Source organism: Halovulum sp. GXIMD14794 (assembly GCF_054457455.1).
The window spans coordinates 135,707-161,862 of sequence record NZ_JBTLNF010000007.1 but is presented as its reverse complement, the minus strand read 5'-3'; the positions used below and the strand labels follow the sequence as shown (position 1 = coordinate 161,862).

The 26,156-nt window shown below is 67.2% G+C and carries 21 protein-coding genes; 12 read left to right on the top strand and 9 right to left on the bottom strand.

Translation table 11 applies throughout. The annotated features are described in order from the left end of the window. Nucleotides 1-77: 77 nt before the first annotated feature. From ACW9UR_RS17975 to ACW9UR_RS17960, 4 genes are all read left to right on the top strand, one after another. Nucleotides 78-1,055 carry a glycosyltransferase family 2 protein gene (locus tag ACW9UR_RS17975; protein ID WP_458918430.1) on the top strand — a complete coding sequence of 326 codons (978 nt, stop codon included), beginning with the start codon at nt 78-80 and terminating at the stop codon, nt 1,053-1,055. Between the two features lie 174 nt (nt 1,056-1,229). Continuing rightward, nucleotides 1,230-2,450 (top strand): NAD-dependent epimerase/dehydratase family protein, encoded by a 1,221-nt coding sequence (locus ACW9UR_RS17970; protein ID WP_458918429.1) that lies wholly within the window; start codon nt 1,230-1,232, stop codon nt 2,448-2,450. After that, the gene (locus tag ACW9UR_RS17965) at nt 2,450-3,295 is read left to right on the top strand and encodes a glycosyltransferase (RefSeq protein ID WP_458918428.1); all 846 of its coding nucleotides are present in this window, start codon (nt 2,450-2,452) and stop codon (nt 3,293-3,295) included. The genes ACW9UR_RS17970 and ACW9UR_RS17965 overlap by 1 nt, the downstream gene beginning before the upstream one ends. Next, entirely contained in the window at nt 3,280-4,104 is an 825-nt protein-coding gene (locus tag ACW9UR_RS17960; RefSeq protein WP_458918427.1) for an NAD-dependent epimerase/dehydratase family protein, read from the top strand. The genes ACW9UR_RS17965 and ACW9UR_RS17960 overlap by 16 nt, the downstream gene beginning before the upstream one ends. On the opposite strand, the gene ccoS is transcribed toward ACW9UR_RS17960, so the two are convergent. The 4 genes from ccoS to ccoG are packed head-to-tail and all read right to left on the bottom strand — an operon-like array spanning nt 4,101 to nt 8,444. Continuing rightward, on the bottom strand, nt 4,101-4,247 hold the full coding sequence (gene ccoS, locus ACW9UR_RS17955) for a cbb3-type cytochrome oxidase assembly protein CcoS (protein WP_458918426.1): 147 nt from the start codon (nt 4,245-4,247) through the stop codon (nt 4,101-4,103). The genes ACW9UR_RS17960 and ccoS overlap by 4 nt on opposite strands. Continuing rightward, nucleotides 4,244-6,427, bottom strand: a complete 2,184-nt coding sequence (locus ACW9UR_RS17950; RefSeq protein WP_458918425.1) for a heavy metal translocating P-type ATPase — start codon at nt 6,425-6,427, stop codon at nt 4,244-4,246. Before ACW9UR_RS17950 ends, ccoS begins: the two co-directional genes overlap by 4 nt. Next, nucleotides 6,424-6,894: a FixH family protein gene (locus ACW9UR_RS17945; RefSeq protein WP_458918653.1), complete on the bottom strand. Its 471-nt coding sequence runs from the start codon at nt 6,892-6,894 to the stop codon at nt 6,424-6,426. The genes ACW9UR_RS17950 and ACW9UR_RS17945 overlap by 4 nt, the downstream gene beginning before the upstream one ends. Continuing rightward, nucleotides 6,894-8,444 carry a cytochrome c oxidase accessory protein CcoG gene (gene ccoG / locus ACW9UR_RS17940; protein ID WP_458918424.1) on the bottom strand — a complete coding sequence of 517 codons (1,551 nt, stop codon included), beginning with the start codon at nt 8,442-8,444 and terminating at the stop codon, nt 6,894-6,896. The genes ACW9UR_RS17945 and ccoG overlap by 1 nt, the downstream gene beginning before the upstream one ends. A 187-nt stretch (nt 8,445-8,631) precedes the next feature. On the opposite strand from ccoG, the gene ACW9UR_RS17935 reads away from it, so the two are divergent. Then, nucleotides 8,632-9,312 (top strand): DUF2270 domain-containing protein, encoded by a 681-nt coding sequence (locus tag ACW9UR_RS17935; RefSeq protein ID WP_458918423.1) that lies wholly within the window; start codon nt 8,632-8,634, stop codon nt 9,310-9,312. Nucleotides 9,313-9,423: 111 nt separating this feature from the next. Here the strand turns inward: ACW9UR_RS17935 and ACW9UR_RS17930 are convergent, their stop codons facing one another. Continuing rightward, nucleotides 9,424-10,227 (bottom strand): undecaprenyl-diphosphate phosphatase, encoded by an 804-nt coding sequence (locus tag ACW9UR_RS17930; protein ID WP_458918422.1) that lies wholly within the window; start codon nt 10,225-10,227, stop codon nt 9,424-9,426. 244 nt (nt 10,228-10,471) lie between these two features. Between ACW9UR_RS17930 and ACW9UR_RS17925 the strand changes: the two genes are divergently transcribed. The 4 genes from ACW9UR_RS17925 to gltB all read left to right on the top strand — a co-directional run bounded on the left by ACW9UR_RS17925 (nt 10,472) and on the right by gltB (nt 17,977). After that, nucleotides 10,472-11,908, top strand: coding sequence for an NAD(P)-dependent oxidoreductase (locus ACW9UR_RS17925; RefSeq protein ID WP_458918421.1), 1,437 nt, complete (start codon nt 10,472-10,474; stop codon nt 11,906-11,908). Between the two features lie 17 nt (nt 11,909-11,925). Beyond that, entirely contained in the window at nt 11,926-12,651 is a 726-nt protein-coding gene (locus tag ACW9UR_RS17920; protein ID WP_458918420.1) for a hypothetical protein, read from the top strand. 78 nt (nt 12,652-12,729) lie between these two features. Continuing rightward, nucleotides 12,730-13,338 carry a hypothetical protein gene (locus tag ACW9UR_RS17915; protein WP_458918419.1) on the top strand — a complete coding sequence of 203 codons (609 nt, stop codon included), beginning with the start codon at nt 12,730-12,732 and terminating at the stop codon, nt 13,336-13,338. Nucleotides 13,339-13,441: 103 nt separating this feature from the next. Then, a complete protein-coding gene (gene gltB, locus ACW9UR_RS17910; RefSeq protein WP_458918418.1) occupies nt 13,442-17,977 on the top strand; it encodes a glutamate synthase large subunit in 4,536 nt (1,511 codons plus the stop codon). A gap of 62 nt (nt 17,978-18,039) precedes the next feature. On the opposite strand, the gene ACW9UR_RS17905 is transcribed toward gltB, so the two are convergent. Continuing rightward, nucleotides 18,040-19,884: an amidohydrolase gene (locus ACW9UR_RS17905; RefSeq protein WP_458918417.1), complete on the bottom strand. Its 1,845-nt coding sequence runs from the start codon at nt 19,882-19,884 to the stop codon at nt 18,040-18,042. Nucleotides 19,885-19,989: 105 nt separating this feature from the next. Between ACW9UR_RS17905 and mtgA the strand changes: the two genes are divergently transcribed. The 3 genes from mtgA (at nt 19,990) to queG (ending at nt 22,473) form a co-directional block, all read left to right on the top strand. After that, on the top strand, nt 19,990-20,694 hold the full coding sequence (gene mtgA / locus ACW9UR_RS17900) for a monofunctional biosynthetic peptidoglycan transglycosylase (RefSeq protein ID WP_458918416.1): 705 nt from the start codon (nt 19,990-19,992) through the stop codon (nt 20,692-20,694). A 74-nt stretch (nt 20,695-20,768) separates the two neighbouring features. Beyond that, nucleotides 20,769-21,434 (top strand): FtsZ-binding protein FzlA, encoded by a 666-nt coding sequence (gene fzlA / locus ACW9UR_RS17895; protein WP_458918415.1) that lies wholly within the window; start codon nt 20,769-20,771, stop codon nt 21,432-21,434. 4 nt (nt 21,435-21,438) lie between these two features. Further along, nucleotides 21,439-22,473, top strand: coding sequence for a tRNA epoxyqueuosine(34) reductase QueG (gene queG, locus ACW9UR_RS17890; protein WP_458918414.1), 1,035 nt, complete (start codon nt 21,439-21,441; stop codon nt 22,471-22,473). Here the strand turns inward: queG and ACW9UR_RS17885 are convergent. From ACW9UR_RS17885 to ACW9UR_RS17875, 3 genes are all read right to left on the bottom strand, one after another. Next, nucleotides 22,466-22,627: a hypothetical protein gene (locus tag ACW9UR_RS17885; protein ID WP_458918413.1), complete on the bottom strand. Its 162-nt coding sequence runs from the start codon at nt 22,625-22,627 to the stop codon at nt 22,466-22,468. The two genes, queG and ACW9UR_RS17885, sit on opposite strands and share 8 nt — an antisense overlap. A 169-nt stretch (nt 22,628-22,796) precedes the next feature. Further along, nucleotides 22,797-24,227, bottom strand: coding sequence for an HlyD family type I secretion periplasmic adaptor subunit (locus ACW9UR_RS17880; protein WP_458918412.1), 1,431 nt, complete (start codon nt 24,225-24,227; stop codon nt 22,797-22,799). Next, nucleotides 24,224-25,978, bottom strand: a complete 1,755-nt coding sequence (locus ACW9UR_RS17875) for a type I secretion system permease/ATPase (protein WP_458918411.1) — start codon at nt 25,976-25,978, stop codon at nt 24,224-24,226. Before ACW9UR_RS17875 ends, ACW9UR_RS17880 begins: the two co-directional genes overlap by 4 nt. Between the last annotated feature and the right edge of the window lie 178 nt (nt 25,979-26,156).

Below are 26,156 nucleotides of genomic sequence, written 5' to 3'. Positions count from 1 at the left end.
ATCGCCGCAATGCGCGTTGAAAGGCGCCGCATTCCCTGTGTACGGTCGCGCGCAACGAGGGCAGGCAGGCACATTCGATGAAACTGGTCATTACCATTCCCTGCCTGAACGAGGCCGAGCAGTTGGCCGCGACCCTCGCGACCCTGCCGAAAGAGGTTCCCGGTTTCGACATTGTCGAGACGCTGGTACTGGATGATGGCTCGACCGACGACACGGCGAAGGTCGCCCGCGAGGCCGGCGCGGATCACGTTTACCGAAACCCGAACAACCTCGGTCTGGCGAAGAGCTACGTGATCGGACTGGAGCGCGCCCTGATGCTGGGCGCCGACGTGATCGTCAATTTCGACGCCGACAACCAGTATCCGGCGCGCTACATCCCGGATCTTGTCGCGCCGATCCTCGACGGCAGCGCCGATCTGACCGTCGGTGCCCGCCCGATGGAGGAGATCGAGCACTTCTCGCCGGTGAAACGTATCCTGCAGCGGGTTGGCAGCTGGGTCGTGCGGCAGGCGAGCGGCGGCATCGACATCGCCGACGCCACAAGCGGGTTCCGCGCCGTCAGCAAGCGCGCCGCGATCCGGCTCTACACGTTCAGCGCCTACTCCTACACGCTCGAAACGCTGATCCAGGCCGGACGGCTGAACATCCCGGTGAAATCGGTGCCGATCACCGTGAACCCGCCGACCCGCCCCTCGCGGCTGATGCGCTCGATGTCCGGGTATATCGTTCGGTCGACACTAACGATCCTGCGCATCGGCTTTCTCTATTATCCGCTACGATTCTTCTTCTGGTCCGGGCTGATCGTGGCCCTTCCCGGCATCCTCGCGATCCTGCGGTTCCTGGTGTTCTATCTCCAGGGCCACGGCGGCGGAAACCTGCAGTCGCTGATCCTGGGCACCGGTCTCTTCGCCGCCGGAGTGGTGATGCTGATCGGCGGTGTCATTGCGGATCTGGTCGCCGCGAACCGCGTACTTCTTCAGGAGATCCGCTCGCGGATGCTGGAAGAGCGCATAGCCAAGGTGCACACCGCGCCGGAAATACACTCGTATCGCTAGCGTTGATCTGCCGGGGGCAATACTCGGGCAACGCTTAGACTGGGAAAACAACCACAGGATGAATGACCGCGGCGCAGCGCCGCGCATAGGCGTCATAACCGAAACAATGCTGCACAATGGCGCCCTTGCGTGCTACAGGCTTGCGCAGTGGTAACAGGCCTGATGGGGGACGCCATGAAGATCGCGGTTCTTGGGGGGGACGGCTTCGTTGGCTGGCCCACGACACTGCACCTTTCCGACCAGGGGCACGAGGTGCATATCCTCGACAACCTGTCGCGGCGCTGGATCGACACCGAGCTTGGGGTGCAGTCGCTGACCCCGATGGACTCGATCCAGGAACGCACCCGCATCTGGCATCAGGAGACCGGGCGGCGGATTCATTTCCACCTGATCGACATCGCCAAGGACTACGAGATCCTCAAGGGCTGGCTGGCCGAGCACAAGCCCGACGCCGTCATCCACTTCGCTGAGCAGCGCGCCGCGCCCTATTCGATGAAGACCGACCGGCACAAGACCTACACGGTCAACAACAACGTCTCGGCCACGCACAACCTGCTGGCGGCGCTGGTCGAGACCGGTATCGACGCGCATCTCGTGCACCTCGGCACGATGGGCGTCTACGGTTATTCCAGCGTCGGCGCGGCGATCCCCGAGGGCTATCTGCCGGTGGACGTGGAAACCCTCTCGGGCGACAAGGCCGAGCAGGAGATCCTCTATCCGACGCGCCCCGGCTCGGTCTATCACATGACCAAGAGCCTCGATCAGATCCTGTTTCAGTTCTATGCTCAGAACGACGGGCTGCGGATCACCGACCTGCATCAGGGCATCGTCTGGGGCACGCATACCGAACAGACCCGCAAGCACGAGCAGCTGATCAACCGGTTCGACTACGACGGCGATTACGGCACCGTGCTGAACCGCTTCCTGATCCAAGCGGCGATCGGCTATCCGCTGACCGTGCACGGCACCGGCGGCCAGACCCGCGCCTTCATCCACATCCAGGACAGCGTGCGTTGCATCGAACTGGCACTGGGCGACGCGCCCAAGGCCGGGGACCGGGTGAAAATCTTCAACCAGATGACCGAAACGCACCGCGTCCGCGATCTGGCCGAGATGATCGCCCGGTTGGCCGGGGCCGAGGTCGCCTATTTGCCGAACCCGCGGAAGGAAGCGCCCGAGAACGACTTGGTCGTGCGCAACGACCAGTTCCTGGCGCTGGGCCTGAACCCGATCAAGCTCGAGGAAGGGCTGCTGGACGAGATCATCGAGGTCTCGCGCAAGTACGCCCACCGCGTAGACCGCAGCCGCATCCCCGCCGTGTCCGCTTGGACCCGCGAGCTGGGCGCGAAGGTCGAGCGCGACCCCGAGGGCAAGAAGCTCAAGTCCGTCAGCTGATGTCGGACCTTCAGGCGTCGCGCCAGGCGGGCGCGGCGCACGCCTATGTCACCCTCGTGACCAATGCGGACTACGCTGCCGGGGCGCTCGCCCTCGTGCGCTCTCTGCGCCTGACGGGGACGGAAGCCGATATCGTCGTGCTGCACACGGGCGGCGCGCCCTCCGATGCGATTGAACCGCTGGAGGCGCTGGGCGCACGGCCGGTGCTGGCCGAGTTGCTGCCGACCTCGGACGCATTCAACGTGCGCCATGCCCGCAAGGCGCTGCACGGGGCCGCGCCTTTTACCAAGGGGCGCAAGCCCGCGTTTCACACTCCGCTCGACAATTTCGCCAAGCTGCGGCTCTGGCAGATGACCGAGTACCGCTCGTGCGTGTTCATCGATGCCGACGCGTTGGTGCTGCGAAACATCGACAAGCTGTTCGACTACCCCGAGTTTTGCGCCGCGCCGAATGTCTACGAAGGGCTGGGGGATTTCCATCGGATGAACTCCGGCGTGTTCACCGCGCGGCCTTCCGAGGCTACGTTCGACGCGATGCTTGCGCGGCTCGACGCGCCCGAGGCGTTCTGGCGGCGCACCGACCAGACCTTTCTGCAGGCGTTCTTCCCCGACTGGCACGGGCTGCCTGTGTTCTACAACACATTGCAATATGTCTGGTTCACCATGCCCGAGCTATGGGACTGGGCCTCGGTCCGGGTGCTGCATTTCCAGTACGAGAAGCCGTGGGAGACGGACCATCCCAAGACCGACCAGCTGCGCCCGCTGATCGATCTGTGGCAGGCGTTTCACGACGGTGGGCCGATCCCGGATCTGGACAGCCTGCCGAACCCATGCGCGTCGTCGTAACCGGCGGCACCGGCCGCGTCGGCTGGTTCATCGCCCAGCACTACCGGTCGCTGGGCTGGGACGTCACCGCCACCGGGCGCGAGCTGCCGCTTGCGCCGGATACAGATCATGCCCCGCTGCTGGCCGGGGCTGACCTGCTGGTGCACTGCGCCTTCGCTCATTTGCCGGGCCGCTATAGGGGCGGAGAGGGCGACGACCCGGCCGGATTCCGGCGCGCGAATCTGGACGGGACCACGGCGCTCTTCCATGCCGCGCGGACGGCGGGCGTGCGGCGGGTCGTGTTCCTGTCGACGCGCGCTGTCTATGGCCCGCACGCTCCGGGAACCTGGTTGGTCGAGGATATGCCCTGCCATCCGGACACCTTGTACGGCGAGGTAAAGCTGGCCGCCGAGCGTGCGCTGGCGCAACTTTCCGACCCGGGTTTCGCAGGCGTTTCGCTGCGCGTCACCGGCGTCTACGGGCCGACGCCTGAGGGTGTGCCGCACAAGTGGGCAGAGCTCTTCCGCGATTTCCGGGAGGGGCGCCCGGTCGCGCCCCGCGCCGGGACCGAGGTGCACGGGCAGGACGTGGCCCGTGCCGTCGAACTGGTCGCGGGGCTGAAGGCGCCCGCGGCGGTCTACAATGTCTCGGACCTGCTGCTGGATCGGCGGGAGTTGCTGCGGCTCACCGGTCTGACTGGCGAACTGCCCGAGGCCGCCGACGTGGCGCAGGTCAACCAGATGGATACCGGGCGACTTATCGGGTTGGGGTGGCAGCCGGGCGGACTGCCGCTCCTGCGGGAAACCCTCGGCGTTCTGGTAAAGACCTAATCCGGGTCCCGGTCCTCGAGGATCCGCGCCGCGTTCCCCTCAGGGTCGTCGAACTGTCCCGAGCGCAGGGCGAAGACGAAGGCGGCCAGCCCGGCACCCCCCAGCACCAGCGAAATCGGGATCAGGTACAGCAGTACGTTCATGTCTTCCCACTTTCGTTCATCCCGCGACGCACCCGCAAGGCGTTCAGCGAGACGCAGATCGACGAGCCCGACATCGCCAGCGCGGCGGCGAGCGGGGTCGCATAGCCCGCCACCGCCAGCGGGATCGCCACGGCATTATACGCTGCGGCCAGCGCGAAGTTCTCCAGCATCCGCGACCGGGCGCTGCCCGCCAGCCGGATCACGCGCGGCACGACCGACAGGTCCGGCGTCAACAATACGATATCCGCGGCGTTCCGCGCCACGTCCATTCCCGACGCGGGCGAGATCGACACATCCGCCGCCGCCAGCGCCGCCGTGTCGTTCATCCCGTCGCCGACCATCAGCACCTGCGCGCCTTTGGCCTTGAGCGACGACACCCGGTCCGCCTTGTCCTCGGGTGTCAGTCCGGCCTCGGCCTCGTCGATGCCGAAGCGCGCGGCAAGCCGTGCGACCGGCGCCTGTGCATCGCCCGACAGCAACATGATCCGCTTGCCACGCAGGCCCTTGAGCATCTCCGCGAGGCCCGGACGCGGACGGTCGGCGAAGCGGAAGGCGACCGGGGCCTCATCGCCCACGCGCAGCCAGGTGGCGGTGGTTTCCACATCCTCGGCCCCGATCCACGAGGCCCGGCCCAGCCGCACGGTCTGTCCGTCCAGCTTGCCCTCGACGCCCTGACCGGGCACCTCGTGCACCTCGGCGAAATGCGGCAGCTCCAGCCCCGCGGCATCCGCGGCGGCGGCCAGCGCACGGGCCAGCGGGTGCGCGCTGCCTGCGCCGAGCGCCCCGGCGATGGCAAGCGCGGCGGGCGGTACGGCCTCGGGGTCGACCAGCACCGGCGCGCCTTCGGTCAGGGTGCCGGTCTTGTCGAGGATCACCGTATCGACGCCCGCCAGACGCTCCAGCGCGGTGCCGTCCTTGAGCAGCACGCCCTTGCGGAACAGCGCGCCGCTGGCGGCGACCATGACCGAAGGCACGGCAAGGCCCAGCGCACAGGGGCAGGTGATGATCAGGACCGCGACGGCGATGTTGATCGACAGGCGTGCATCGCCCGTCGCCCAGTACCACCCCAGTCCCGAGACCAGTGCCAGCAGGTGCACCACCGGCGCATAGACCCGCGCAGCGCGGTCGGCCAGCGAGACATACCTGTTCCGCGCGCCTTCGGCCTCGCGGACGAGATCGGCGATCCGGCGCAGCGTGGTGTCGGCCCCGGCTGCGGTGACTCGCACTTCCAGGCGACCGGTCAGGTTTACCTCGCCCGCATGTACCGGCTCTCCGGCCGTGGCGGCGACCGGGGCGCTTTCGCCGGTCAGCAGGCTGCGGTCGATCTCGGTCGCGCCGGTCTGGATGATGCCGTCGGCAGGCACCCGCATTCCCGGACGGACCAGCACGATGTCCCCGACCGAAAGCTCGGCGACGGTGATGGTGTGCGCGGTCCCTCCTTCAAGCCGTTCGGCGCGCGGCACCTCCAGCGCGGCCAGTTCGGCAGCCGCCGAGCGCGCGGCGGCGCGGCTGCGGTGATCCAGCACGCGGCCCAGAAGCAGGAAGAAAGTCAGCGACAGCGCGGCGTCGAAATAGGCATGCTCTCCGCCCAGCGAGGTCTCGTAGAGAGACATCCCGAGCGCCAGCAGGATCGCCAGCGAAATCGGCGTGTCCATCACCAGCCGCCCGACGCGCAGCGCATTCCAGGCGTTCACGAAGAACGGCTGCGCGGCGAACAGCGCGGCGGGCAGGGCGATCAGCGCCGAGACCCAGTGCAGGAAGTCGCGGGTCACGCCCTCGGCCCCGGACCAGACGGCGACCGACAGCAGCATGACGTTCATCGCCGCAAATCCGGCGACGCCCAGGCGCAGCAGCAACGCGCGGCCCGTCGGATCGGCGACCCGGCCCAGCGTCGCGGCGTCGAGCACCTGGCCCGGGTGGCCAAGCGACTCCAGCTTTGCCAGCACGGCGTCCTCGATCTCGGCGCCCGGGCGGGCGGTCACGACCAGCCGTTTCTGCGTCAGGTTCACCCGCGCGGCGGCGAGCCCGTCCATGCCCGCGAGCCCGCGCTCGATGGACGAGATACAGCCGGCGCAATGTACGGAAGGCACCGAGAACAGCAGCGTCTCGCCCGATGCAACGGCGGGGGCGCGTTCAGCCGGTTCGACCGTCGCGCAACCGGGGCAGGCGGAGACCGTCATGACCCGACCCGCAGGTCCAGCCGCTGGCGGAACAGGGTACCGTCATCGGCGCGGGCCTCGACCCAGACGCGCCACAGTCCGGTATCGAGCCGGGCCGGCGCCACCAGCCCCTGCGAGCCCGGGGCAAATGCCAGCGCCTGGTCATCGGCGACATGGGTCGCGCGGCCGACCCGGCCGGTGATCTCGGACGGGGTGACGGGATTGCCCTCGGCGTCGGTCAGCGCGAGCGTCACGCGGTCGTCCCGGTAAGAGACCTGAGCGACCCAGCCCAATGCCTCCTGCGCGGCGCGGTCGCGGTCGAAGCTCTGGCTGGCGACATAGCTGTTCTTGACCTCGAGCCCCGGGAAACTGCCCAGCGCGGCATAGACCAGGGCGAGGTTGGCGCCGATTACGATGGCGAACGCGGTGACGGTGATCAGCAGCACCTTGCGCCCGGTCAGCGGACGGCCGTTCTCGATATTGTCCATCACTCGCCCTTTCCGTTGAAGACGGTGTCGGAGGACGCGCGGGTCTCGCTGCCCAGCGCGGTGATCCAGAGCCGAACGTCGGTGGTCCCGGCCTCGGCGGCCTCGCTTCCCGCCGGCGCGGTGATGTAAAGCCGCTGCTGGAAGGTCTCGTCCGCCGGTACCGTGACCGAAGTGTAGGGCGTGCCCTCAAGCGACAGAACGAGGTCCCGCTCGCTTTCCAGCGTGAACAGGAACGTCCGTTCGTCGCCGCCCTGGTTGCGCAGCCGCACCTCGTAGGCGTTGCGGATAGCGCCGTCGGACATGGTGACATAGACCGGGTTGCGCACCGGCGAGACACCCAGCGACACGTCCGAGCGGATGAACAGCGCCACCAGCAGCGCAAGGCCGACCCCGCTCCACAGCGTGGTGTAGAGGATCGTGCGCGGGCGCAGCGCGTGTTTCCATGCGGGGCGCGGAGTCTCGCCTGCCCGTTCGCGCGTCTCGTCCGAAAGCGCGAGATAGTCGATCAGCCCGCGCGGCTTGCCGATCTTGGCCATGACGTCGTCGCAGGCGTCGATGCAGAGCGCGCAGGTGATGCACTCCAGCTGCTGGCCGTCGCGGATGTCGATTCCCATGGGGCAGACGTTGACGCAGGCCATGCAGTCGATGCAGTCGCCGAACTCGGCCTGTTCGTCCGCCTGAAGCGCGGTTGCGAGCGACTTGCGCGGGAACGGTGTCGGCGGGTACTGGCGCCCGGCGGTGGGCCCGGCGGCCTGCGCCGTCGCCTCGGCCTTTGCGGCGGCCTCGGCGTTTCGGCGGCGGACGTTGCCCTTGCCGCGCGGCTCGCCCCGCCAGTCGCGATAACCGACGGTCAGCGTGTCCTCGTCCATCATCGCAGCCTGGATCCGCGGCCATGGGCACATGTAGATACAGACCTGCTCACGCAGGAAGCCGCCGAAGACGAAGGTCGTCGCGGTCAGCAGCAGGATGGAGCCGTAGGCGACGAAGGGCGCCTGGAAGGTCAGAAGGTCTCGCAGCAGCGTCGGCGCATCGGCGAAATAGAATACCCAGGCGCCGCCGGTGGCTATGGCGATCAACAGCCAGACGGTCCACTTGGTGAAGCGCAGCCGGGCCTTGTGCGCGCTCCACGGCGCGTTCCACAGGCGGATGCGGGCGTTGCGGTCGCCCTCGATCCAGCGTTCGACGAGGACGAACAGGTCCGTCCAGACGGTCTGCGGGCAGGAATAGCCGCACCAGACCCGGCCCAGCGCCGACGTGAAGAGAAACAGGCCGAGTCCCGCCATGATCAGCAGGCCGGCGACGAAATAGAACTCGTGCGGCCATATCTCGATCCAGAAGAAGAAGAACCGGCGGTTCGCGAGGTCCACCAGCACCGCCTGGTCGGGCAGGTTGGGGCCGCGGTCCCAGCGGATCCACGGGGTGAAGTAGTAGATGCCAAGGGTGATCGCCATGATCCACCACTTGAGCGTTCGGAAATGGCCTTTGACGCGACGCGGGAAAACGGGCTCCTGCGCCTCGTACAACTTCGGCGGGGAATCAGTGGCGCTCACTTGGCGCCTCCTTTCGGGTCTTGGTTCGTCCTGTTCACGCCAGATTACCTGCCAGCGAGGCCGGGGCACGGCCTTGATGTGGATCAACCCTAACCCGGGCGGTCGGCTTTGACCGGACCCGGGCACCGTGCCACACTGTCGCAACCCGCGCGCGCAGACACAAGGACGCGGGATGAAGGGAGGGCCGATGAGCCAAGCCGAACCGCAGCGCAAGCCGCGCGAGTTCACCGCGGCCGAGATGGGTGCGCTGGCTCACCTCTATCGCGGTGAAGTCTACCGCTCGACCCTGTGGCGGCAGCGGCTGGACACGACGACGAACTGGTCGGTGGTCACGCTGGGCATTGCGCTGTCGATCGCCTTCGCCTCGCCCGAGGCCTCGCCCCTGCCGCTGATCCTCGTTGGGATCCTGATCCTGTTCTTCCTGCTGCTCGAGGCGCGGCGTTATCGCTATTTCAACGTCTGGCGAGCACGCTGCCGCTGGCTCGAGACGCATTTCTACGCGCCGATGCTGGACACCGGCGATCTGCATACCGAGGAGAACTGGCAGAAGGTTCTGGCGGACGACTACCTCTATCCCAGCTACCACGTCGGGCTGATGACCGCGATCGGGCGGCGGATCCGGCGCAATTATTTCTGGATCCTGCTGATCCAGACCGTGGCCTATATCGGCAAGCTGGTGGTGCACCCGACTGCCGTCTCCAGCGTCGCCGAGTTTATCGACAGGGCGGCCATCGGGCCGCTCTCTGGCCTGGTCGTGCTGGGCGCGGGGGTGCTCTACATCCTGGTCTGGGGCAGTATCGGCCTATGGTCCGAGCGGCGCGACCGTGCGAAGTTCCGAGGGCGCCCGAACATGAATTCCATGGGGTGATGGCCGGACTTCACCTACGAAGGCCGGTTCTTCTGGTGGACGGAGGATGCCTCCGGCGGGGATATTTGGAGAACATGGAAGGCGGGGGCGTGTCCTGTTTCGGCCGATGCGTCAGCTGTAGGCGAGTGCCAGCAGGACGAGGCCGAGCAGCACCCGGTAGACGACATAGGGTGTGAAGCTGACGCTGCGCAGCAGGCGCATCATCAGGGCGAGGGCGCCGAGGCCTGCCCCGAAAGCGAGAAGCACAGCAACAATGACGTCTGCTCCGAGAGACATGTTGCCCGAAATTGCGAGGTCCGCGCCAAGCAGAGCGCCTGAGCCGGCAATGGTCGGGATCGACATCAGCATCGCGAGTCGCGCCCCCTCGCCCCGCTCGTAGCCCTGGGCCAGCGCACCGGTGATCGCCGCGCCCGAGCGCGAGGTGCCGGGGATCAGCGCCAGCGCCTGCCAGAGGCCCATGATCCAGGCGTCGCGCAGGGTCCAGTCTGCGGCGGTGCGACCGCGCCCGCCGCGGCGGTCCATCCACCAGAGCAGCAGGCCGAAGAGGATCATCGCCCAGCCGATGACGGCGAGCGAGCGCATCGCCTCGACAAGGCCGGTGACCTTGAGGATGGCGCCCGCCACCACAACGGGGATCGTCGCGACGATGAGGCAAAGGGCCAGCCGCGCCTCGGGGCGCTCGGTCTTGCCGGTGAGCAGAAGAAGCGTGCCCTTGATGGCGCGCCCGACCTCGGCCCGGAAGTAGAGCATGACCGCGAGCAGCGTTCCCACGTGCACCGCGATGTCCAGACTGAGGTCGTCGGGCGTCTGCCCGGCCCAGCGATGGAAAAGCTCGAGATGCGCCGAGGAGGAGACCGGCAGGAACTCGGTGATTCCCTGGATCAGGGCGAGCGCAACGAGGGAGAACAGTGGCATCGCCCGGACCTGTCGTTTGAACCGTGGAGATGTGCTATCAAAGCCCCGTCCCCAAGGCAACGGCGCGAGATAGGTCCGTTTTGTTTACCAATTCCAGCCTTGTGGGGCGGAGAATTTGGCGCCCAGACGCGAAAAACCTCTAGAAGGTCAGCATTACTGACTTTATAAGCGCCGGAGAAAAGAGTATCCAGCGGCTCCGGCCCGATTTGGGGCCGGTCACCGGACTTTCGGGAGGAACGCGGACATGCCGCAGAGCGACATGCTGAAATTCGTGACTGTTGGGCGTTCGATGCCCGAGAAGCGGACCGCCGATGACCGGCGCGAGGACTTCGGCGAGATCTATCGCGAGTTCGCCGCCGAGAAGGCGGCCGAGCAGGCCAGCCGCTGTTCGCAGTGCGGCGTGCCCTACTGCCAGACGCATTGCCCGCTGCACAACAACATCCCCGACTGGCTGCGCCTGACCGCCGAGGGGCGTTTGCAGGAGGCCTACGAGATCAGCCAGGCCACCAACACCTTCCCCGAGATCTGCGGCCGCATCTGCCCCCAGGACCGCCTGTGCGAGGGCAACTGCGTGATCGAGCAGTCGGGCCACGGCACCGTCACCATCGGCGCGGTCGAGAAGTACATTACCGACACCGCCTGGGAGGAAGGCTGGGTCAAGCCGGTCACACCCGTGCAGGAACGCCCCGAGAGCGTCGGCATCATCGGCGCCGGCCCCGGCGGGCTGGCGGCGGCGGACATGCTGCGCCGCGCCGGCTGCAAGGTCACCGTCTACGACCGCTACGACCGCGCGGGCGGCTTGCTGACCTACGGCATCCCCGGCTTCAAGCTGGAGAAGGACGTCGTCATGCGCCGCAATCAGCAGTTGTCGGACGGCGGCATCGAACTGCGGATGAACTGCAATGTCGGCGAGGACATCACCTTCCAGGAGATCCGCGAAGCGCATGACGCCGTGCTGATCGCCACCGGCGTCTACAAGTCCCGCGATCTGGGCGGGCCGGGCGCGGGTCTGAAGGGGATCGTGCGCGCGATCGACTACCTGACCGCCTCGAACCGGGTCGGCTTCGGCGACAGCGTGCCGGAATACGACAGCGGCGAGCTGAACGCCGAGGGCAAGAGCGTCGTCGTGATCGGCGGCGGCGACACCGCGATGGACTGTGTCCGCACGGCGATCCGCCAGGGCGCGCGCAGCGTGAAGTGCCTGTATCGCCGCGACCGGGCGAACATGCCCGGCTCGCAGCGCGAGGTCGAGAACGCCGAGGAAGAGGGCGTCGAATTCGTCTGGCTGGCGGCCCCCAAGGGCTTCACCGGCGACGAGGCCGTCTCGGGCGTGCGCGTGGCCAAGATGCGCCTTGGCGCGCCCGACGCCAGCGGCCGCCAGGTCCCCGAAGAGATCGAGGGCGCGGACTACACCGAGGACGCGGACATCGTCATCAAGGCGTTGGGCTTCGAGCCCGAGGAGCTTCCGACGCTCTGGAACGAGCCAGAGCTGGAAGTGACCCGTTGGGGCACGATCCGTGCCGATTTCCGCACCAAGCAGACCTCGATTCCCGGTGTCTACGCGGTCGGCGATATCGTCCGCGGCGCCTCGCTGGTGGTTTGGGCCATCCGCGACGGACGCGATGCGGCCGAGCAGATCCTGACCCAGTTCGATGCCTCTGCCGCCGTGGCGGCGGAGTAGGCGCAGGGCGCACGAACATGGCCCAGGCCGAGATCCTGCACGAAAGCGAGACGCTTCTGGTCCGGCATATGCCGGGCTCCGAGTCGACGCTGGTGATTGCCGTAGGCGGCATTCACGGCGGCCTTGGCGGTGTTCAGGTCGACGAGTTCGCCGGGACTGCTTCGGGCGGCGGACGGAACCACGTACTGTTCGTGCGCGACAAGCTGCGCAGCTGGTTCTCCCGCGAGGACGTGCTGCCCCCACTTGTAGAGCTGGTGCAGAACTTCATTGCCGCGAACGGGATTACCAAGGTCGTGACAATCGGCAACAGCATGGGCGGGTACGGCGCGCTGCTTCTGCCGAAGCATGTGCCGGTGGACGTTGCGATCGCCTTCGCGCCCCAGGTCTCGATGCATGACGAAGTGATCACCGAGCCGCGTTGGAGGAACACGCGGGAGCACTTTGGGCCGCTTCTGGAGCGCAACCTCGCGGAATGTCTCCAGGATCGTACGCAGTATTATTATTATGTCGTGTTCGGGCGCGCCGACATTCGGGACCGCAAGCACATACGCCTCATGGATCAGCGTGAGAACTTGCGCCTCTACAAAGTGCCGGGGTCTCAGCACAGTGTCGCAAAGGACCTTAAGGATGCAGGTGTCCTGAGAGATCTGGTGGGACACTTCTTTGCCCGCAATACCCGCGGGGCAAACGGCCTTATGCGGAGCTTCTACGACGCAATGCTCACGCAGGGGGCCGGTTCATGAGCCGTCGCGTGACCCCTGTTTGCATCCTTTTCCCGGCTTCGCGCGTTATCGGGGGGCAACAAGACCCCGGTAGACGTGATGAAGACCCAGATTGCCTCGACATTCGCCGCCCTCAGCCTTCTGACTATTGCCACACCGGCGCAGTCCCAGGATTGCTCCGCCGTGACGCCCAACCTGGCGGCGCGGCAGATCACCCCGATCTCGGGGCCGAGCGTATGCCTCGACAGCGAAACCGCGCTGAGCGTCGTGCTGGAGGCAGAGCGGGTTTGTTACGCGACCGGCCTGCCGGACAGCGAGCAGGCCGCCGACTTCCCAGAGCCACGCGAGCGGACGATCCGCGTGCGGCGCGGAATGGATGTGAAAGAGGTCCGGGTGGTGTCGAACGCGCCACTGCGGGACATCACGGACATCCGCGACTCGCTGGATACGGTGCAGGTGCAGATGACCGGCACGCTGTGCGTGGGGGCGGACACGGCCCGCTTCGCCTCGGGCCAATGGCGGATCGCCGGGCGGGACGCGGGCAGCGCATTCTCGGCGACCGGGTATTTCCCCTCGGGTCCGATCTCCGCCGCGATGGAGCCGGGTACCGGAGCCTTGCAGGTGCGGTTCGACCTGCAGGGCGTTCAACTCTACGAGGATCCGAAGCCGCGCCGCATTGCGGGCGCGCTGCCGGTTCCGCTTCCCTGATAGTCCGCGCCGGGGCCGCCCCGGTGCGCCACATCGCCGTAGACAGCCGCGTGCAGACCCCTGCGCGCGGCCTTGTCGTGTGCGCAATCGAAAGGCCAGTCCCATGACCAAGTATGATGACCGCTGGGCCGAAACCCATGCCGAGGAACGGGCGAAGCTCGCCGCGACCGGCATGTACAGCGAGGAGGACGAGAAAGCCGCGTGCGGCGTGGGCCTCGTCGTCTCGATCGACGGTGCGCGGCGCCGGGACGTGGTGACTGCCGGTATCGCTGCGCTGAAGGCCGTTTGGCACCGTGGCGCGGTCGATGCGGACGGCAAGACCGGTGACGGCGCGGGCATCCACGTGCAGATTCCGGTGCCCTTCTTCTACGACCAGGTCCGCAGTACCGGCCACGAACCGGGCGACGAGTTGCTTGCCGTCGGCCAGGTCTTCCTGCCGCGCACCGATTTCGGCGCGCAGGAGCGCTGCCGTACCATCGTCGAGACCGAGGTCCTGCGCATGGGCTACGGCATCTACGGCTGGCGGCACGTGCCGGTGAACACCTCGGTTCTGGGCGAAAAGGCCAACGCCACGCGCCCCGAGATCGAACAGATCCTGATCTCGAACACCAAGGGCGTGGACGAGGAGACCTACGAGCGCGAGCTTTACGTCATCCGCCGCCGGATCGAGAAGGCCGCCGCCGCCGCGCAGGTCGGGCAGCTCTACATCTGCTCGCTCAGCTGCCGGTCGATTATCTACAAGGGCATGATGCTGGCCCAGGACGTGGCCGAGTTCTACCCGGACCTCAAGGACGAGCGGTTCGAGAGCGCCTTCGCGATCTATCACCAGCGCTATTCGACCAACACGTTCCCGCAGTGGTGGCTGGCGCAGCCGTTTCGCATGCTGGCCCACAACGGCGAGATCAACACGCTCAAGGGCAACGTCAACTGGATGCGCAGCCACGAGATCCGCATGGCCTCGGATGCGTTCGGCGAGTACCAGGACGACATCAAGCCGATCATCGCGGGCGGGTCCTCGGACTCGGCGGCGCTGGATTCGGTCTTCGAGGTGATGGTTCGCGCCGGGCGCTCGGCGCCGATGGCCAAGACCATGCTGGTGCCCGAGGCCTGGTCCAAGACCGCGACCAAGATGCCGGACGCCTGGCTCGACATGTACAACTACTCCAACGCCGTGATGGAGCCGTGGGACGGTCCCGCCGCGCTGGCGATGACCGATGGCCGCTGGGTCTGCGCGGGTCTGGATCGGAACGGTCTGCGCCCGATGCGCTATGTTGTGACCGGCGACGGGCTGGTGATCGCCGGTTCCGAGGCGGGCATGGTCCCCGTGGACGAGATGACCGTGCGCGAGAAGGGCGCGCTGGGCCCGGGCCAGATGCTGGCCGTCGACATGGCCGAGGGCAAGCTCTGGCATGACGTCGCGCTGAAGGACAAGCTGGCGAACTCCAAGCCGTTCGGCGAGTGGGTCGGCAAGATCACCGACCTTGACGAGACCTTGGCCGGCTCGCCCGAGGATCCGCTGTTCGAGGGCGAAGAGCTGCGCCGCCGCCAGGTGGCCGCCGGCTACTCGGTCGAGGACCTCGAGACGATCCTCGCCCCGATGGCCGAGGACGCCAAGGAAGCCATCGGCTCGATGGGCGACGACACGCCCTCGGCGGTGCTGTCCGAAAAGTACCGGCCACTCAGCCACTATTTCCGGCAGAACTTCTCCCAGGTCACGAACCCGCCGATCGATAGCCTGCGCGAGCACCGGGTGATGAGCCTGAAGACCCGGTTCGGCAACCTGAAGAACGTGCTGGATGAAGACAGCAACCAGACCGAGATCCTGACGCTGGAAAGCCCGTTCGTCTCGAACGGCCAGTTCGCCGCGATGCGCAAGTATTTCGGCGACGGCGCGGTCGAGATCGACTGCACCTACCCGGTCGACGGCGGCGAGCATGCGCTGAGCGATGCGCTCGACGACATCCGCAACCGCGCCGAGGAAGCGGTTCGCGCGGGCGGCCAGCACATCATCATGAGCGACGAGGCGCAGGGTCCGGACCGCGTGCCGGTGCCGATGATCCTGGCCACCAGCGCCGTGCATTCCTGGCTGACGCGCAAGGGGCTGCGGACGTTCTGCTCGCTCAACGTGCGCAGCGCCGAGTGCATGGACCCGCACTATTTCGCCGTGCTGATCGGCATGGGCGCGACCACGGTCAACGCCTATCTGGCGCAGGACAGCCTGGCCGACCGCATTCGCCGCGGCCTGTTGGACCAGGACCTGAGCACCGCCGTCATGCGTTACCGCGAGGCGGTCAACCAGGGCCTGCTGAAGATCATGTCCAAGATGGGGATCAGCGTGATCTCCTCCTATCGCGGCGGCATGAACTTCGAGGCCGTGGGCCTCAGCCGCGCCATGTGCGCCGAGTATTTCCCCGGCATGATCAGCCGGATCTCGGGGATCGGCATCACCGGCATCAAGAAACAGGTCGAGAAGGTCCACGCCCGCGGCTGGCGCAAGGGTGTCGAGGTGCTGCCCATCGGCGGCCTCTACAAGCTGCGCCGCTCGGGCGAGACCCACGCCTGGGGCGCGCAGGCCATGCACATCCTGCAGTCGGCGTGCGACCGGGCCAGCTTCGATCTTTGGAAGCAGTACTCCAAGCTGATGCAGTCGGCCCCGCCGATCCACCTGCGCGACCTGCTGGACTTCAAGCCGGGCCTGACCCCTGTTCCCATCGACGAGGTCGAAAGCATCACCTCGATCCGCAAGCGGTTCGTGACGCCGGGCATGAGCCTCGGCGCACTGTCGCCCGAGGCGCACAAGACGCTGAACATCGCGATGAACCGGATCGGCGCCAAGTCCGACTCGGGCGAGGGCGGCGAAGATCCGGCGCACTTCCACCCCGAGCCGAACGGCGACAACCCGTCGGCCAAGATCAAGCAGGTGGCGTCGGGCCGCTTCGGCGTCACCGCCGAGTACCTGAACCAGTGTGAAGAGCTTGAGATCAAGGTCGCGCAGGGTGCCAAGCCGGGCGAGGGCGGGCAGCTTCCGGGCCTGAAGGTCACGGAACTGATCGCGCGCTTGCGGCATTCGACGCCGGGCGTGACGCTGATCTCGCCGCCGCCGCACCACGACATCTACTCGATCGAGGACCTCGCGCAGCTGATCTACGATCTCAAGCAGATCAACCCGCGCGCCAAGGTCTGCGTGAAGCTGGTCGCCCAGTCGGGCGTTGGGACGATCGCGGCGGGCGTGGCCAAGGCCAAGGCCGACGTGATCCTGATCTCGGGCCACAACGGCGGCACCGGCGCATCGCCGCAAACCTCGATCAAGTACGCCGGCCTGCCGTGGGAAATGGGCCTGACCGAGGCGCATCAGGTGCTGGCGCTGAACAACCTGCGCGACCGCGTCACGCTGCGCACCGATGGCGGCCTGCGCACGGGCCGCGACATCGTCATCGCGGCGATGATGGGCGCTGAGGAATACGGTATCGGTACCGCCGCGCTGATCGCCATGGGCTGCATCATGGTCCGCCAGTGCCAATCGAACACCTGCCCGGTGGGCGTCTGCACCCAGCGCGAGGATCTGCGCCAGAAGTTCACCGGGTCCGCCGACAAGGTGGTCAACCTGATCAGCTTCTACGCGCAGGAAGTCCGCGAGGTGCTGGCCTCGATCGGTGCCCGGTCGCTCGACGAGGTGATTGGCCGTGCCGATCTGCTGGCACAGGTCAGCCGTGGCTCGGCGCATCTGGACGATCTGGACCTGAACCCGCTGCTGGTCTCCGTCGATGGCGAGCAAAAGCGCGTCTACGACCGGCTCAAGCCGCGTCAGGCGGTGGACGATACGCTGGACGCCCAGATCGTCGCCGACGCCTCGCCCTTCTTCAAGGACGGCGAGAAGATGCAGCTGTCCTACACGGTGCAGAACACGCACCGGACGGTGGGCACCCGCGTCTCCAGCCACATCGTGCAGCGCTTCGGCATGCGCAACGCGCTGCAGCCGGACCACCTGACCGTGAAGTTGCAGGGCTCCGCCGGGCAGTCGCTGGGTGCCTTTGCCGCGCCGGGCCTGAAGATCGAGGTCTCGGGCGACGCCAACGATTATGTCGGCAAGGGTCTCTCGGGCGGCACCGTCGTTGTGAAGCCGATGCTCGGCAGCCCGCTCGATGCGGCGAACAACACGATCATCGGCAACACGGTGCTCTACGGCGCGACCGACGGCTATCTCTACGCCAACGGCCGGGCGGGTGAGCGCTTCTGCGTCCGCAACTCCGGCGCCAAGGTGGTGGTCGAGGGCTGCGGCTCGAACGGGTGCGAGTACATGACCGGCGGCGTCGCCGTGATCCTCGGATCGATCGGCGACAACTTCGGCGCCGGGATGACCGGCGGCATGGCTTACATCTACGACCCCGAAGGCTCGGTCGAGGAAAGGATGAACGAGGAATCGATCATCACGACTCCGCTCCGCTCCGCGCACTGGGAGGCCGAACTGCGCTCGCTGATCGCCGCCCATGCGGAAGAGACCGGCTCGAAGCTCGCCGCCGAGATCCTGCGCAACTGGGCGGACGAACTGCCCCGTTTCGTGCAGATCTGCCCGAAGGAGATGGTGGGCCGCCTGACCCACCCGCTCTCGGACGAGGACGAGGCGATTCCGGCGCAGTAAATCGCGCTACAGGAATCAGATTGGCCGGCGGTGACGCCGGCCAATCTGCGTTCAGGGGCCTGTCAGCGCGTGACGGGCGGTCCGCAGCGCTTGGGGACGGTGACGCTCCGGCAAGGCCGCTCGACCCCGATCCCCTGGTACATCGCGTGCAGGAACTGGTGCGCGGTCACCGGGTCGGTCGAGAACGGCGAGCGCAGGTCGCCCCGCTGCTGGCCTTCCGCCGCCTCATAGATCACCTCGCCGTCCTTGATGGTCTGCGCGACCTTCAACTGATCCAGCGTCTCGGGATCGACCGCTGTCGGATCGTCGCTGAGGATCACCAGGTCCGCAAGTTTGCCGGGCTCGATGCTGCCCTTTCGGTCCTCCTCGAAATGCTGCCAGGCGGGCCAGATCGTCATCGACTTCAGCGCCGTCATCACGTCCACCCGCTGCGCCGGGCCGATGATATCGCCCGAGCGTGACCGCCGCGTCACCGTCGCATCGAGCACCCGCATGGAATCCGGGAAGGCCACCGGCGCGTCATGGTGAGAGCCGAACATCATGCCCCGCTGCGCCAGCCAGCCCGTGGGCGAGATGTTGTCCGCCCGCACCGGGCCGACCGTATGATCGCGGTGCCAGTCGCCCCAATAGAACGTGTGCATCGGGAACAGCGACGGGAACACGCCCAGACGGTTGAAGCTGTCGACCTGATCCTCGCGAAGGAACTGGCCGTGGATCAGCACGGGGCGGTTGCCGGGGTCGCCGTACTTCTCCTGTGCGGCGCCGATCGCGGCGATCAGCATGTCCGAGGCGCCCTCACCATTGGCATGAGTGATGATCTGGATGCCGTTCTCGTAGCACCAGTCGACCGCCTCCTGCGTCTGCTCCATGGTTATCGCGGAATAGCCGAGATAACCCGGAGGATAGTCCCCGACCGGATCGTAGTAGGGGCGGTCCCTAAGCGCGGTGAACCCCTGCGGCGAGCCGTCGATGGTCAGCTTGCAGCCCCCCACGCGAACGTTGCCGTCATAGTCTTTCGAGGCATTCGCGCCGATGAACTCCCGCGCCTCCAGCACGTCCGGGTAGGCCACCACGTCGATGGGCAGCTTTCCTTCCGCATCGATCGCCCGAAGCGTCTGCACGATCGGACCCGACGAGCGGCCTTCCTGTCCGGTGGTATAGCCGAAGCTTGCCCACAGATCGGCGCCGGCCTCGGCGAACGCGGCGAAGCCCTCGGGGCCGATGTCCCCCAGCAGCGGGACCAGCACGGCGAAGAAGGCGTATTCCTCCAGCACGCCGTTCGGCTCTCCGTCGGCATCGCGCTGGATCACGCCGCCCGGAGGCGCCACGGAACTGGCATCTATGCCCGCGATCTCCAGCGCCTTTGAGTTGGCGACACCCAGATGGCCCGACTGGTGCACGATGACGACCGGCAGCTCCGTGGACACCGCGTCGAGTTCGTCCCGCGTCGGGTGGCGAAGCTCCGCCAGCTGCGCATTGTCATAGCCGAAGCCGAGGATCAGCCCGCCTTTCTCGACGGCGGCAGCGTTCGCCTCGGCCCAATCGGTGAGAACCTGCTGAAGACTGGGGATGTCCCGCACCTCACCGTCCGGTGGGGCGAGCATGTTCGCGGCCAGCGCCTGAAGACCGCCAAGCACGACATGACCGTGGCTGTCCACGAACCCCGGCACCATTGCCCGGCCCGCGAGGTCGACCACTTCGGTATCCGGCCCCCGATGGGCCTCGACCGTGGCGGCATCGCCCACCGCGAGGATCAGGCCGTCGCGGATCGCCACCGCCTCGGCCCTGGGCGCGGCATCGTTCATGGTCAGGATCGCCCCGCCGGAATAGATCCGGTCAGCGGCTTCCTGCGCGGTCGCAGGCGTCATCGCCAGCAGGGCAAGTGCTGCGGCCAGGCTTCGGTGCATCGTCGTCTCTCCCCTTCATTTTCGGGAAAGGTAACCCGCAGGGTGATTCCTTGCGATGACGAGGATGCCGCAGCTTGCTAAGACAGCGGAAAAAGGCGGGACGACGTGGCAGGCAAGAAGAAAGGGAAAAAGCGGAAATTCCGCTGGCGGCGCTGGGCGCGGCGTGGACTCGTCGCGCTCGGCGGGCTGTTCGGCCTTGTCCTCCTGATTGTGCTTTTGTTCCGCTTCGCCGCGCCGCCGACCAACCTCTACCAGTTCTCCGAGGCCCATAGGCTCGGCGGGATCGAGCGCGAGTGGGTCTCGATCGACGATCTGCCCACCTTCATCCCGCTCTCGGCTGCTGCCGCCGAAGATGCGGATTTCTGCGCCCACTGGGGGTTCGACCTCTCGGCGATCCGCGACGCCTGGGCGGGCGGCGCGCGGCGCGGCGGCTCGACCATCTCGCAGCAGACGGCCAAGAACGTGTTTCTCTGGCAGGGCCGGTCCTGGGTCCGAAAGGGGCTCGAGGCCGGGTTCACCGTGCTGATCGAGGCGCTCTGGCCCAAACGCCGCATCGTCGAGGTCTATCTGAACGTCGCCGAGTTCGACACCGGTGTCTTCGGCATCGAGGCCGCCGCCCGTCACCATTTCGGCGTTCCGGCGGCGCAGCTTTCGCGGACCCAGGCGGCGCGGCTCATGGCGGTCCTGCCGGACCCCAAGGGCCGTTCGGCGGTGCGTCCCTCGGCCTTCACCCAGCGCCGAACGCGGGTGATCGTCTCGGGCGCGCAGACCCTTGCCGCGGACGGCCGCGGGGCCTGCATGATCCGCTGATCGGCGGGCGGCAATCCGCCTTGCCGCGTCGCAATCCGTTGCAAGTTCCTTCCAGACAGGGCAGATATCGGCTCATGCGTCGCTTGTATCATCAGCCCCTTTCGCCCTTCTGCCGCAAGATCCGCCTGGTTCTTGCCGAGAAGAAGATCGAGGTCGAACTGGTCGAGGAAAAGACCTGGGAACGGCGCATCGACTTCCTGCGCCTGAACCCCGCCGGCAAGGTCCCCGTGCTGCGCATGGACGACCTGGTGCTGGCCGAAAGCTCGGCCATCTTCGAGTATCTCGAAGAGGTCTACCCGGACCCGCCCCTGCTGCCGCAGACCCCCGCCGAACGGGCCGAGGCCCGGCGGCTGGAAGGCTGGTTCGACGACAAGTTCCACAACGAGGTGACGGCCAACCTGCTCTACGAGCGGGTCAACAAGCGGCTGTCGAAGTCGGGCTACCCGGAAAGCGCCAGGATCAAGGAAGGCGCGAAGAACATCAAATACCACCTGGATTACATCGGGTGGCTGATGGAAGGCCGGCGCTGGCTGGCGGGTGACCAGATGTCGATCGCCGATTTCGCTGCCGCCGCGCAGCTGTCGTGTCTCGACTATATCGGCGATGTCGACTGGAACCGCTCCGAACCGCTGAAGGAGTGGTACGCCAAGGTCAAGTCGCGGCCCGCTTTCCGCTCGCTCCTTGCGGACCTGCTGCCGGGGTTCACCCCGCCCGAGCATTACGCCGACCTGGACTTCTAGCACCATGGACCCTGCCGCCCTCCGCGCCGCGCTGGAAACCCGCGCCCGCGACGAGGGCTTCGCTGCGCTCGGCATCTGCCGACCCGACGCGATCCCGGACGCGCCCGCCCGCCTGCAACGCTTCCTGCGCCACGGCCGCCACGGCCAGATGGCGTGGATGGAGGCCCGTTCGGATCAGCGCGCCGACCCCTCCACCCTCTGGCCCGAGGTCCGCTCCATCATCATGCTGGCCGAGATCTACACGCCGCCCGGCGATCCGCTGGCAGGGCTGGAGCACAAGGACCGGGGCAACATCTCGGTCTATGCGCGGGGCCGGGACTACCACGACCTGGTGAAGAAACGCCTCAAGCGGCTGGGCCGCTGGCTCGCCGAGGAAAGCGGCGAACAGCTCAAGGTCTTCGTCGACACCGCTCCGGTGATGGAGAAACCGCTTGCCGCCGCCGCCGGGCTTGGCTGGCAGGGCAAGCACACAAACCTGCTGGGGCGGGATCTGGGCAACTGGTTCTTCATCGGCGCGATCTACACGACCGCCGAACTGCCCGTGGACCCGCCCGCAGCCGAGCGATGCGGCTCCTGCCGCCGCTGCCTCGACATCTGCCCGACCGATGCCTTCCCGGCCCCGTTCCAGCTCGATGCGCGGCGTTGCATCTCGTACCTGACGATCGAACATCGCGGCCCGGTCTCGGAAGACCTGCGGCCCGGACTGGGTAACCGGATCTACGGCTGCGACGACTGCCTCGCGGTCTGCCCGTGGAACAAGTTCGCGCAGGCGGCCTCCGAACATGGCTACCTGCCGCGCGCCGAGCTTCAGGCCCCGCGCCTCGGCGACCTCGCGGCGCTGGACGATGCCAGCTTCCGGCAGGTGTTCAGCGGCTCGCCGATCAAGCGCATCGGTCGCGACCGGATGGTGCGCAACGCGCTCTATGCTATCGGAAACTCAGGCGATCCGGCGCTGGCGGGCGCGGCCCGCGCCAATCTCGACGACCCGGACGAGGCGGTGGCCGACGCCGCGCGCTGGGCGCTGGCGCGGCTCAGCTAGGCAGCGCCATCCCCTGCTGCGGCCAGTCCCCCGAGGGCGCCGTACACGCGCCGGCAAGGGCCAGAACCGCCAGCCCGGCGAGCACCGCCCGAATGGCGGCCGCCAGGCGGCGGGGTTTCGGGAACACGAGATACTCGGAACGCATGCGGGTCATAAGACCCTCCCCCAATACACGCGGGCAACTCCGCCCGCATCTCAGGGGTAAGCTATTCATCCAGATAAATATGTGCGCTTTGCCGCACGCCCGAAAAGAAAACGGGCGTCCGTAAACACGAGCGCCCGCCTTCCACTTTCTTCAAATATCCCCGCCGGAGGCTCCGGCGTCAGGTCTCGCGGAACGCCCGGTTCAGATAGTCGGTCAGCGGTTTCATCAGGTAGTTCAGCGGCGTCCGCTCGCCGGTCTGGATATAGGCCTCGACCGGCATGCCCGGCACGATCTCGCGGCCCTCGATCTTCTGCAACTCGCCCTCCAACGGCAGAACCTCGGCGGTGTAATAGGCCATGCCGGTGTTCTCGTCGGTAAACGCGTCTGCCGAAACCTTGGTCACCACGCCGTTCAGCACCGGCGTCGTGCGCTGGTCGAAGGCCGGGAAGCGGAGGGTCGCGGCCTGGCCGACATTCACCTGGTCGCGGTGGATCGTCTGGATCCGCGAGGTGATCACCAGCGGCTGCTCCTGCGGGACGATGTACATCAGCACATCGGCGGCCCGCACGACGGCGCCGGTCGTATTCACCTGCCGGTCATAGACCAGACCGGTCGAGGGCGCGCGCACTTCCAGGCGGCTCAGCTGCTCCAGCGTGGAGCGGCGGCTCTCGCGCAGCTCGATCTCGTTGTACTCGAGGTCGCGCAGCCGGGTGATCGCCTCCTCGCGCATGTCCGCCTCGAGGCGCAGGATCTCCAGCTCGGTCTCCGAGATCTGGCCTTTGCTCTGGGCGACGCGGGCTTCCAACTCGCCCAGCTGGCCTTCCAACTCGGCCTCCTCGCGGCGCAGGGCCAGAACCCGGCTCTGCTGCGTCAGGCCGCGGTCGAGCAGCGACTGCTGGTCCTCCAGTTCCTCGGCGATCAGGTCCCGCTGCGTGGCGAGCGCTGTGATCTGCGCCTCGATCCCCTCGATCTGGTTCTCGGTCTGGATCATCCGCTCGCGCAGCTGGCTGGTCTGCTTGTCGATGGTTTCGAGCCGCGCACGGAACAACTGGCGCTGACCGGCCATGAGTTCATCGAGGCTCGGGTTGTCGGCGGCGGCCTCCATCAACTCTTCCGAGAAGGTGATCCGCTCGGCCGCGTCGCGCTCGGCGATCAGGCGCGACTTGCGGGCCAGCAGTTCGAAAAGCTGCCCCTCGACCACCGCCAGCTCCGAGCGCATCAGCTTGTCGTCGAAGCGCAGCACCACGTCGCCGGCCTCGACCCGGTCGCCGTCGCGGACCAGGATCTCGCCGACCAGCCCGCCCTCGGTGTGCTGCACCGGCTGGCGATTGCCCTCGACCTGGACCATGCCCGACGAGATCACGGCGCCCTGGATTCGGGCGAAGGCGGACCAGCCGCCGAGGCCCACGACCAGGACAAGCAGCGCCAGGAAGCCCAGGCGCAGCGGGCGCGCCGGGCTCCAGGCCGATGTGGACGGCTTCGCGGCCATCTGCATCTTTGGCTTCGCCTCGCGCTTGGCGGGCGCGGTTTCCTTGGCCTTCACCGGCGCGGTGGTGCCGCGTTTGGCCGGCACACCCAGATTCATCGGCTTCTTGTCGTCATCGCTCATCGCGAGGTCCCCCCGCCGGGCGCGATCGCGCCGGCGATCTGGTTGTAGTTCTTCACCTGGCTCTTCAGCACTTCGTCACGCGGGCCGAAGGCCTTCCGCATGCCGCCGTCCATCACCAGGATCAGGTCGCATTCCGCGATCCCCGAGGGCCGGTGCGCCATGATGATCACCGACTTCTTCTTCTCCTTCATCGAGCGGATCGCCTTGTTCAGCGCCGCCTGGCCCTCGGCGTCGAGGTTGGCGTTGGGCTCGTCGAGGATCAGGATCGCCGGGTCGCCGTACATGGCGCGCGCCAGGCCGATGCGCTGCTTCTGACCGCCGGACAGGCGGCTGCCGCCCGGGTTGATCCGGGTGTCATATCCGTCGGGCAGGCTGAGGATCAGATCGTGCGCGCCGGCCTTCTTGGCGGCTTCGACGACCTTGGCCGGGTCCGGCTCGCCCAGTCGGGCAATGTTCTCGGCGATGGTCGCGCCGAACAGCGCCACGTCCTGCGGCAGATAGCCGATCGCCTTGCCCAGATCCTCGGGCGAGTAGTGATCCAGCGTCGCACCGTCCAGCCGCACCTTGCCCGAAGCCGGTTGCCAGATGCCGGTCAGCACCCGCGCCAGCGTCGACTTGCCCGCGCCCGAGTTGCCGATCACGCCCAGCGCCTGGCCCTCTTCCAGCCGGAAGCTGAGCATCCGCAGCGTCGCCAGCTGCTCGCCCGGGGGCACGACCGTGACCTGGTGCGCCTCGAGAATGGCGCGCGGCTCGGGCAGCTTGGTCGGCTCGGGGATTACCGGTGTCTTGGCCAGCAATTCCTTCAGCGAGCCCCAGCCCTGGCGGGCGCGTTGGAACAGGGGCCAGCCGCCGATCGCCTGCTCGATCGGGGCCAGCGCGCGGCCCATCAGGATCGAGCCGGCGATCATCGCACCGGCGGTCATCTCGCCCTGCAGCACCAGGTAGGCGCCCAGCGCCAGCATCGCGGACTGCAGGAAGAAGCGGAATGTCTTGGTGATCGACGAGAACGTGCCGGTCTTGTCGGACGAGCTGATCTGCTCGGCCAGCGCGCGGTCGCGGGTCTGCTTCCACCGGCGCAGCACGGCCGGGCGCATGCCGAGGCCCTGAATCAGCTCGGCCTCTTCGCGGACGCCCTCGGCAAAGGCGTCGGCCTGCGCCTGGGCGATCGTCGCCTCGCGCACCGGTTTCGACGTGGTCAGCTGGTTGATCAGCGTCACGCCGACCAGGATCAGCCCGCCGGTGACGGCCAGCCAGCCCAGCATCGGGTGGAAGACGAAGATCGCCAGGATGAAGATCGGCGTCCACGGAATGTCGAAGATCGCGAACAGCACCGGGGCACTCATGAACCGCTGGATCGCCTCGAGATCCTTCAGCCCGGTCGCCGGGCGGGCGCGTTCTGCCGGCACCACGGCCCGGCGCAGCACCGCGTCGAACACGCGCCCGTCGAGGTCGGACTGGAACTGCGCGCCGATACGCGCGGCCACGCGGCCACGGGCGTAGTCGAGGATACCCATCAGCAGGTAGAGCGCTGCGACCAGCAGAAAGAGTGCCACCAGCGTCGCCTCCGAGCGGCTGCCCAGCACGCGGTCGTAGACCTGGAGCATGAACAGGGGGCCGGTCAGCATCAGCAGGTTCACGAAAATGCTGAAGAGGCCGATGGCCAGGAAGAGGCCCCGCCCGCGGCCCATTGCGTTGGCCAACTCGGTCCGGGCCGAATCGGCCGCGGCAAGCTGCGTCTGTGGTCTAGCCATTCTACCTTCCAAGTCGACTGTGCTGGTTACGCGGCACCTGTCCGTTTTCTTGTCAAATCAGGTGCGTGCCGCGAAGGCTCACACTATATGACACACTCGGCGCAAAAGATCACATTCGCGCTGATCCCGGACAAGGGGCTTTAATGGCCGCGCCGGGGACGTATATGGAAACGGGACT

Bases quoted from the DNA above. Each gene is read 5' to 3' on its own strand.
- ACW9UR_RS17975 (WP_458918430.1), top strand. From the start codon at position 78: ATGAAACTGGTCATTACCATTCCCTGCCTGAACGAGGCCGAGCAGTTG.
- ACW9UR_RS17970 (WP_458918429.1), top strand. From the start codon at position 1,230: ATGAAGATCGCGGTTCTTGGGGGGGACGGCTTCGTTGGCTGGCCCACG.
- ACW9UR_RS17965 (WP_458918428.1), top strand. From the start codon at position 2,450: ATGTCGGACCTTCAGGCGTCGCGCCAGGCGGGCGCGGCGCACGCCTAT.
- ACW9UR_RS17960 (WP_458918427.1), top strand. From the start codon at position 3,280: ATGCGCGTCGTCGTAACCGGCGGCACCGGCCGCGTCGGCTGGTTCATC.
- ccoS (WP_458918426.1), bottom strand. From the start codon at position 4,247: ATGAACGTACTGCTGTACCTGATCCCGATTTCGCTGGTGCTGGGGGGT.
- ACW9UR_RS17950 (WP_458918425.1), bottom strand. From the start codon at position 6,427: ATGACGGTCTCCGCCTGCCCCGGTTGCGCGACGGTCGAACCGGCTGAA.
- ACW9UR_RS17945 (WP_458918653.1), bottom strand. From the start codon at position 6,894: ATGGACAATATCGAGAACGGCCGTCCGCTGACCGGGCGCAAGGTGCTG.
- ACW9UR_RS17935 (WP_458918423.1), top strand. From the start codon at position 8,632: ATGAGCCAAGCCGAACCGCAGCGCAAGCCGCGCGAGTTCACCGCGGCC.
- ACW9UR_RS17930 (WP_458918422.1), bottom strand. From the start codon at position 10,227: ATGCCACTGTTCTCCCTCGTTGCGCTCGCCCTGATCCAGGGAATCACC.
- ACW9UR_RS17925 (WP_458918421.1), top strand. From the start codon at position 10,472: ATGCCGCAGAGCGACATGCTGAAATTCGTGACTGTTGGGCGTTCGATG.
- ACW9UR_RS17920 (WP_458918420.1), top strand. From the start codon at position 11,926: ATGGCCCAGGCCGAGATCCTGCACGAAAGCGAGACGCTTCTGGTCCGG.
- ACW9UR_RS17915 (WP_458918419.1), top strand. From the start codon at position 12,730: ATGAAGACCCAGATTGCCTCGACATTCGCCGCCCTCAGCCTTCTGACT.
- gltB (WP_458918418.1), top strand. From the start codon at position 13,442: ATGACCAAGTATGATGACCGCTGGGCCGAAACCCATGCCGAGGAACGG.
- ACW9UR_RS17905 (WP_458918417.1), bottom strand. From the start codon at position 19,884: ATGCACCGAAGCCTGGCCGCAGCACTTGCCCTGCTGGCGATGACGCCT.
- fzlA (WP_458918415.1), top strand. From the start codon at position 20,769: ATGCGTCGCTTGTATCATCAGCCCCTTTCGCCCTTCTGCCGCAAGATC.
- queG (WP_458918414.1), top strand. From the start codon at position 21,439: ATGGACCCTGCCGCCCTCCGCGCCGCGCTGGAAACCCGCGCCCGCGAC.
- ACW9UR_RS17885 (WP_458918413.1), bottom strand. From the start codon at position 22,627: ATGACCCGCATGCGTTCCGAGTATCTCGTGTTCCCGAAACCCCGCCGC.
- ACW9UR_RS17880 (WP_458918412.1), bottom strand. From the start codon at position 24,227: ATGAGCGATGACGACAAGAAGCCGATGAATCTGGGTGTGCCGGCCAAA.
- ACW9UR_RS17875 (WP_458918411.1), bottom strand. From the start codon at position 25,978: ATGGCTAGACCACAGACGCAGCTTGCCGCGGCCGATTCGGCCCGGACC.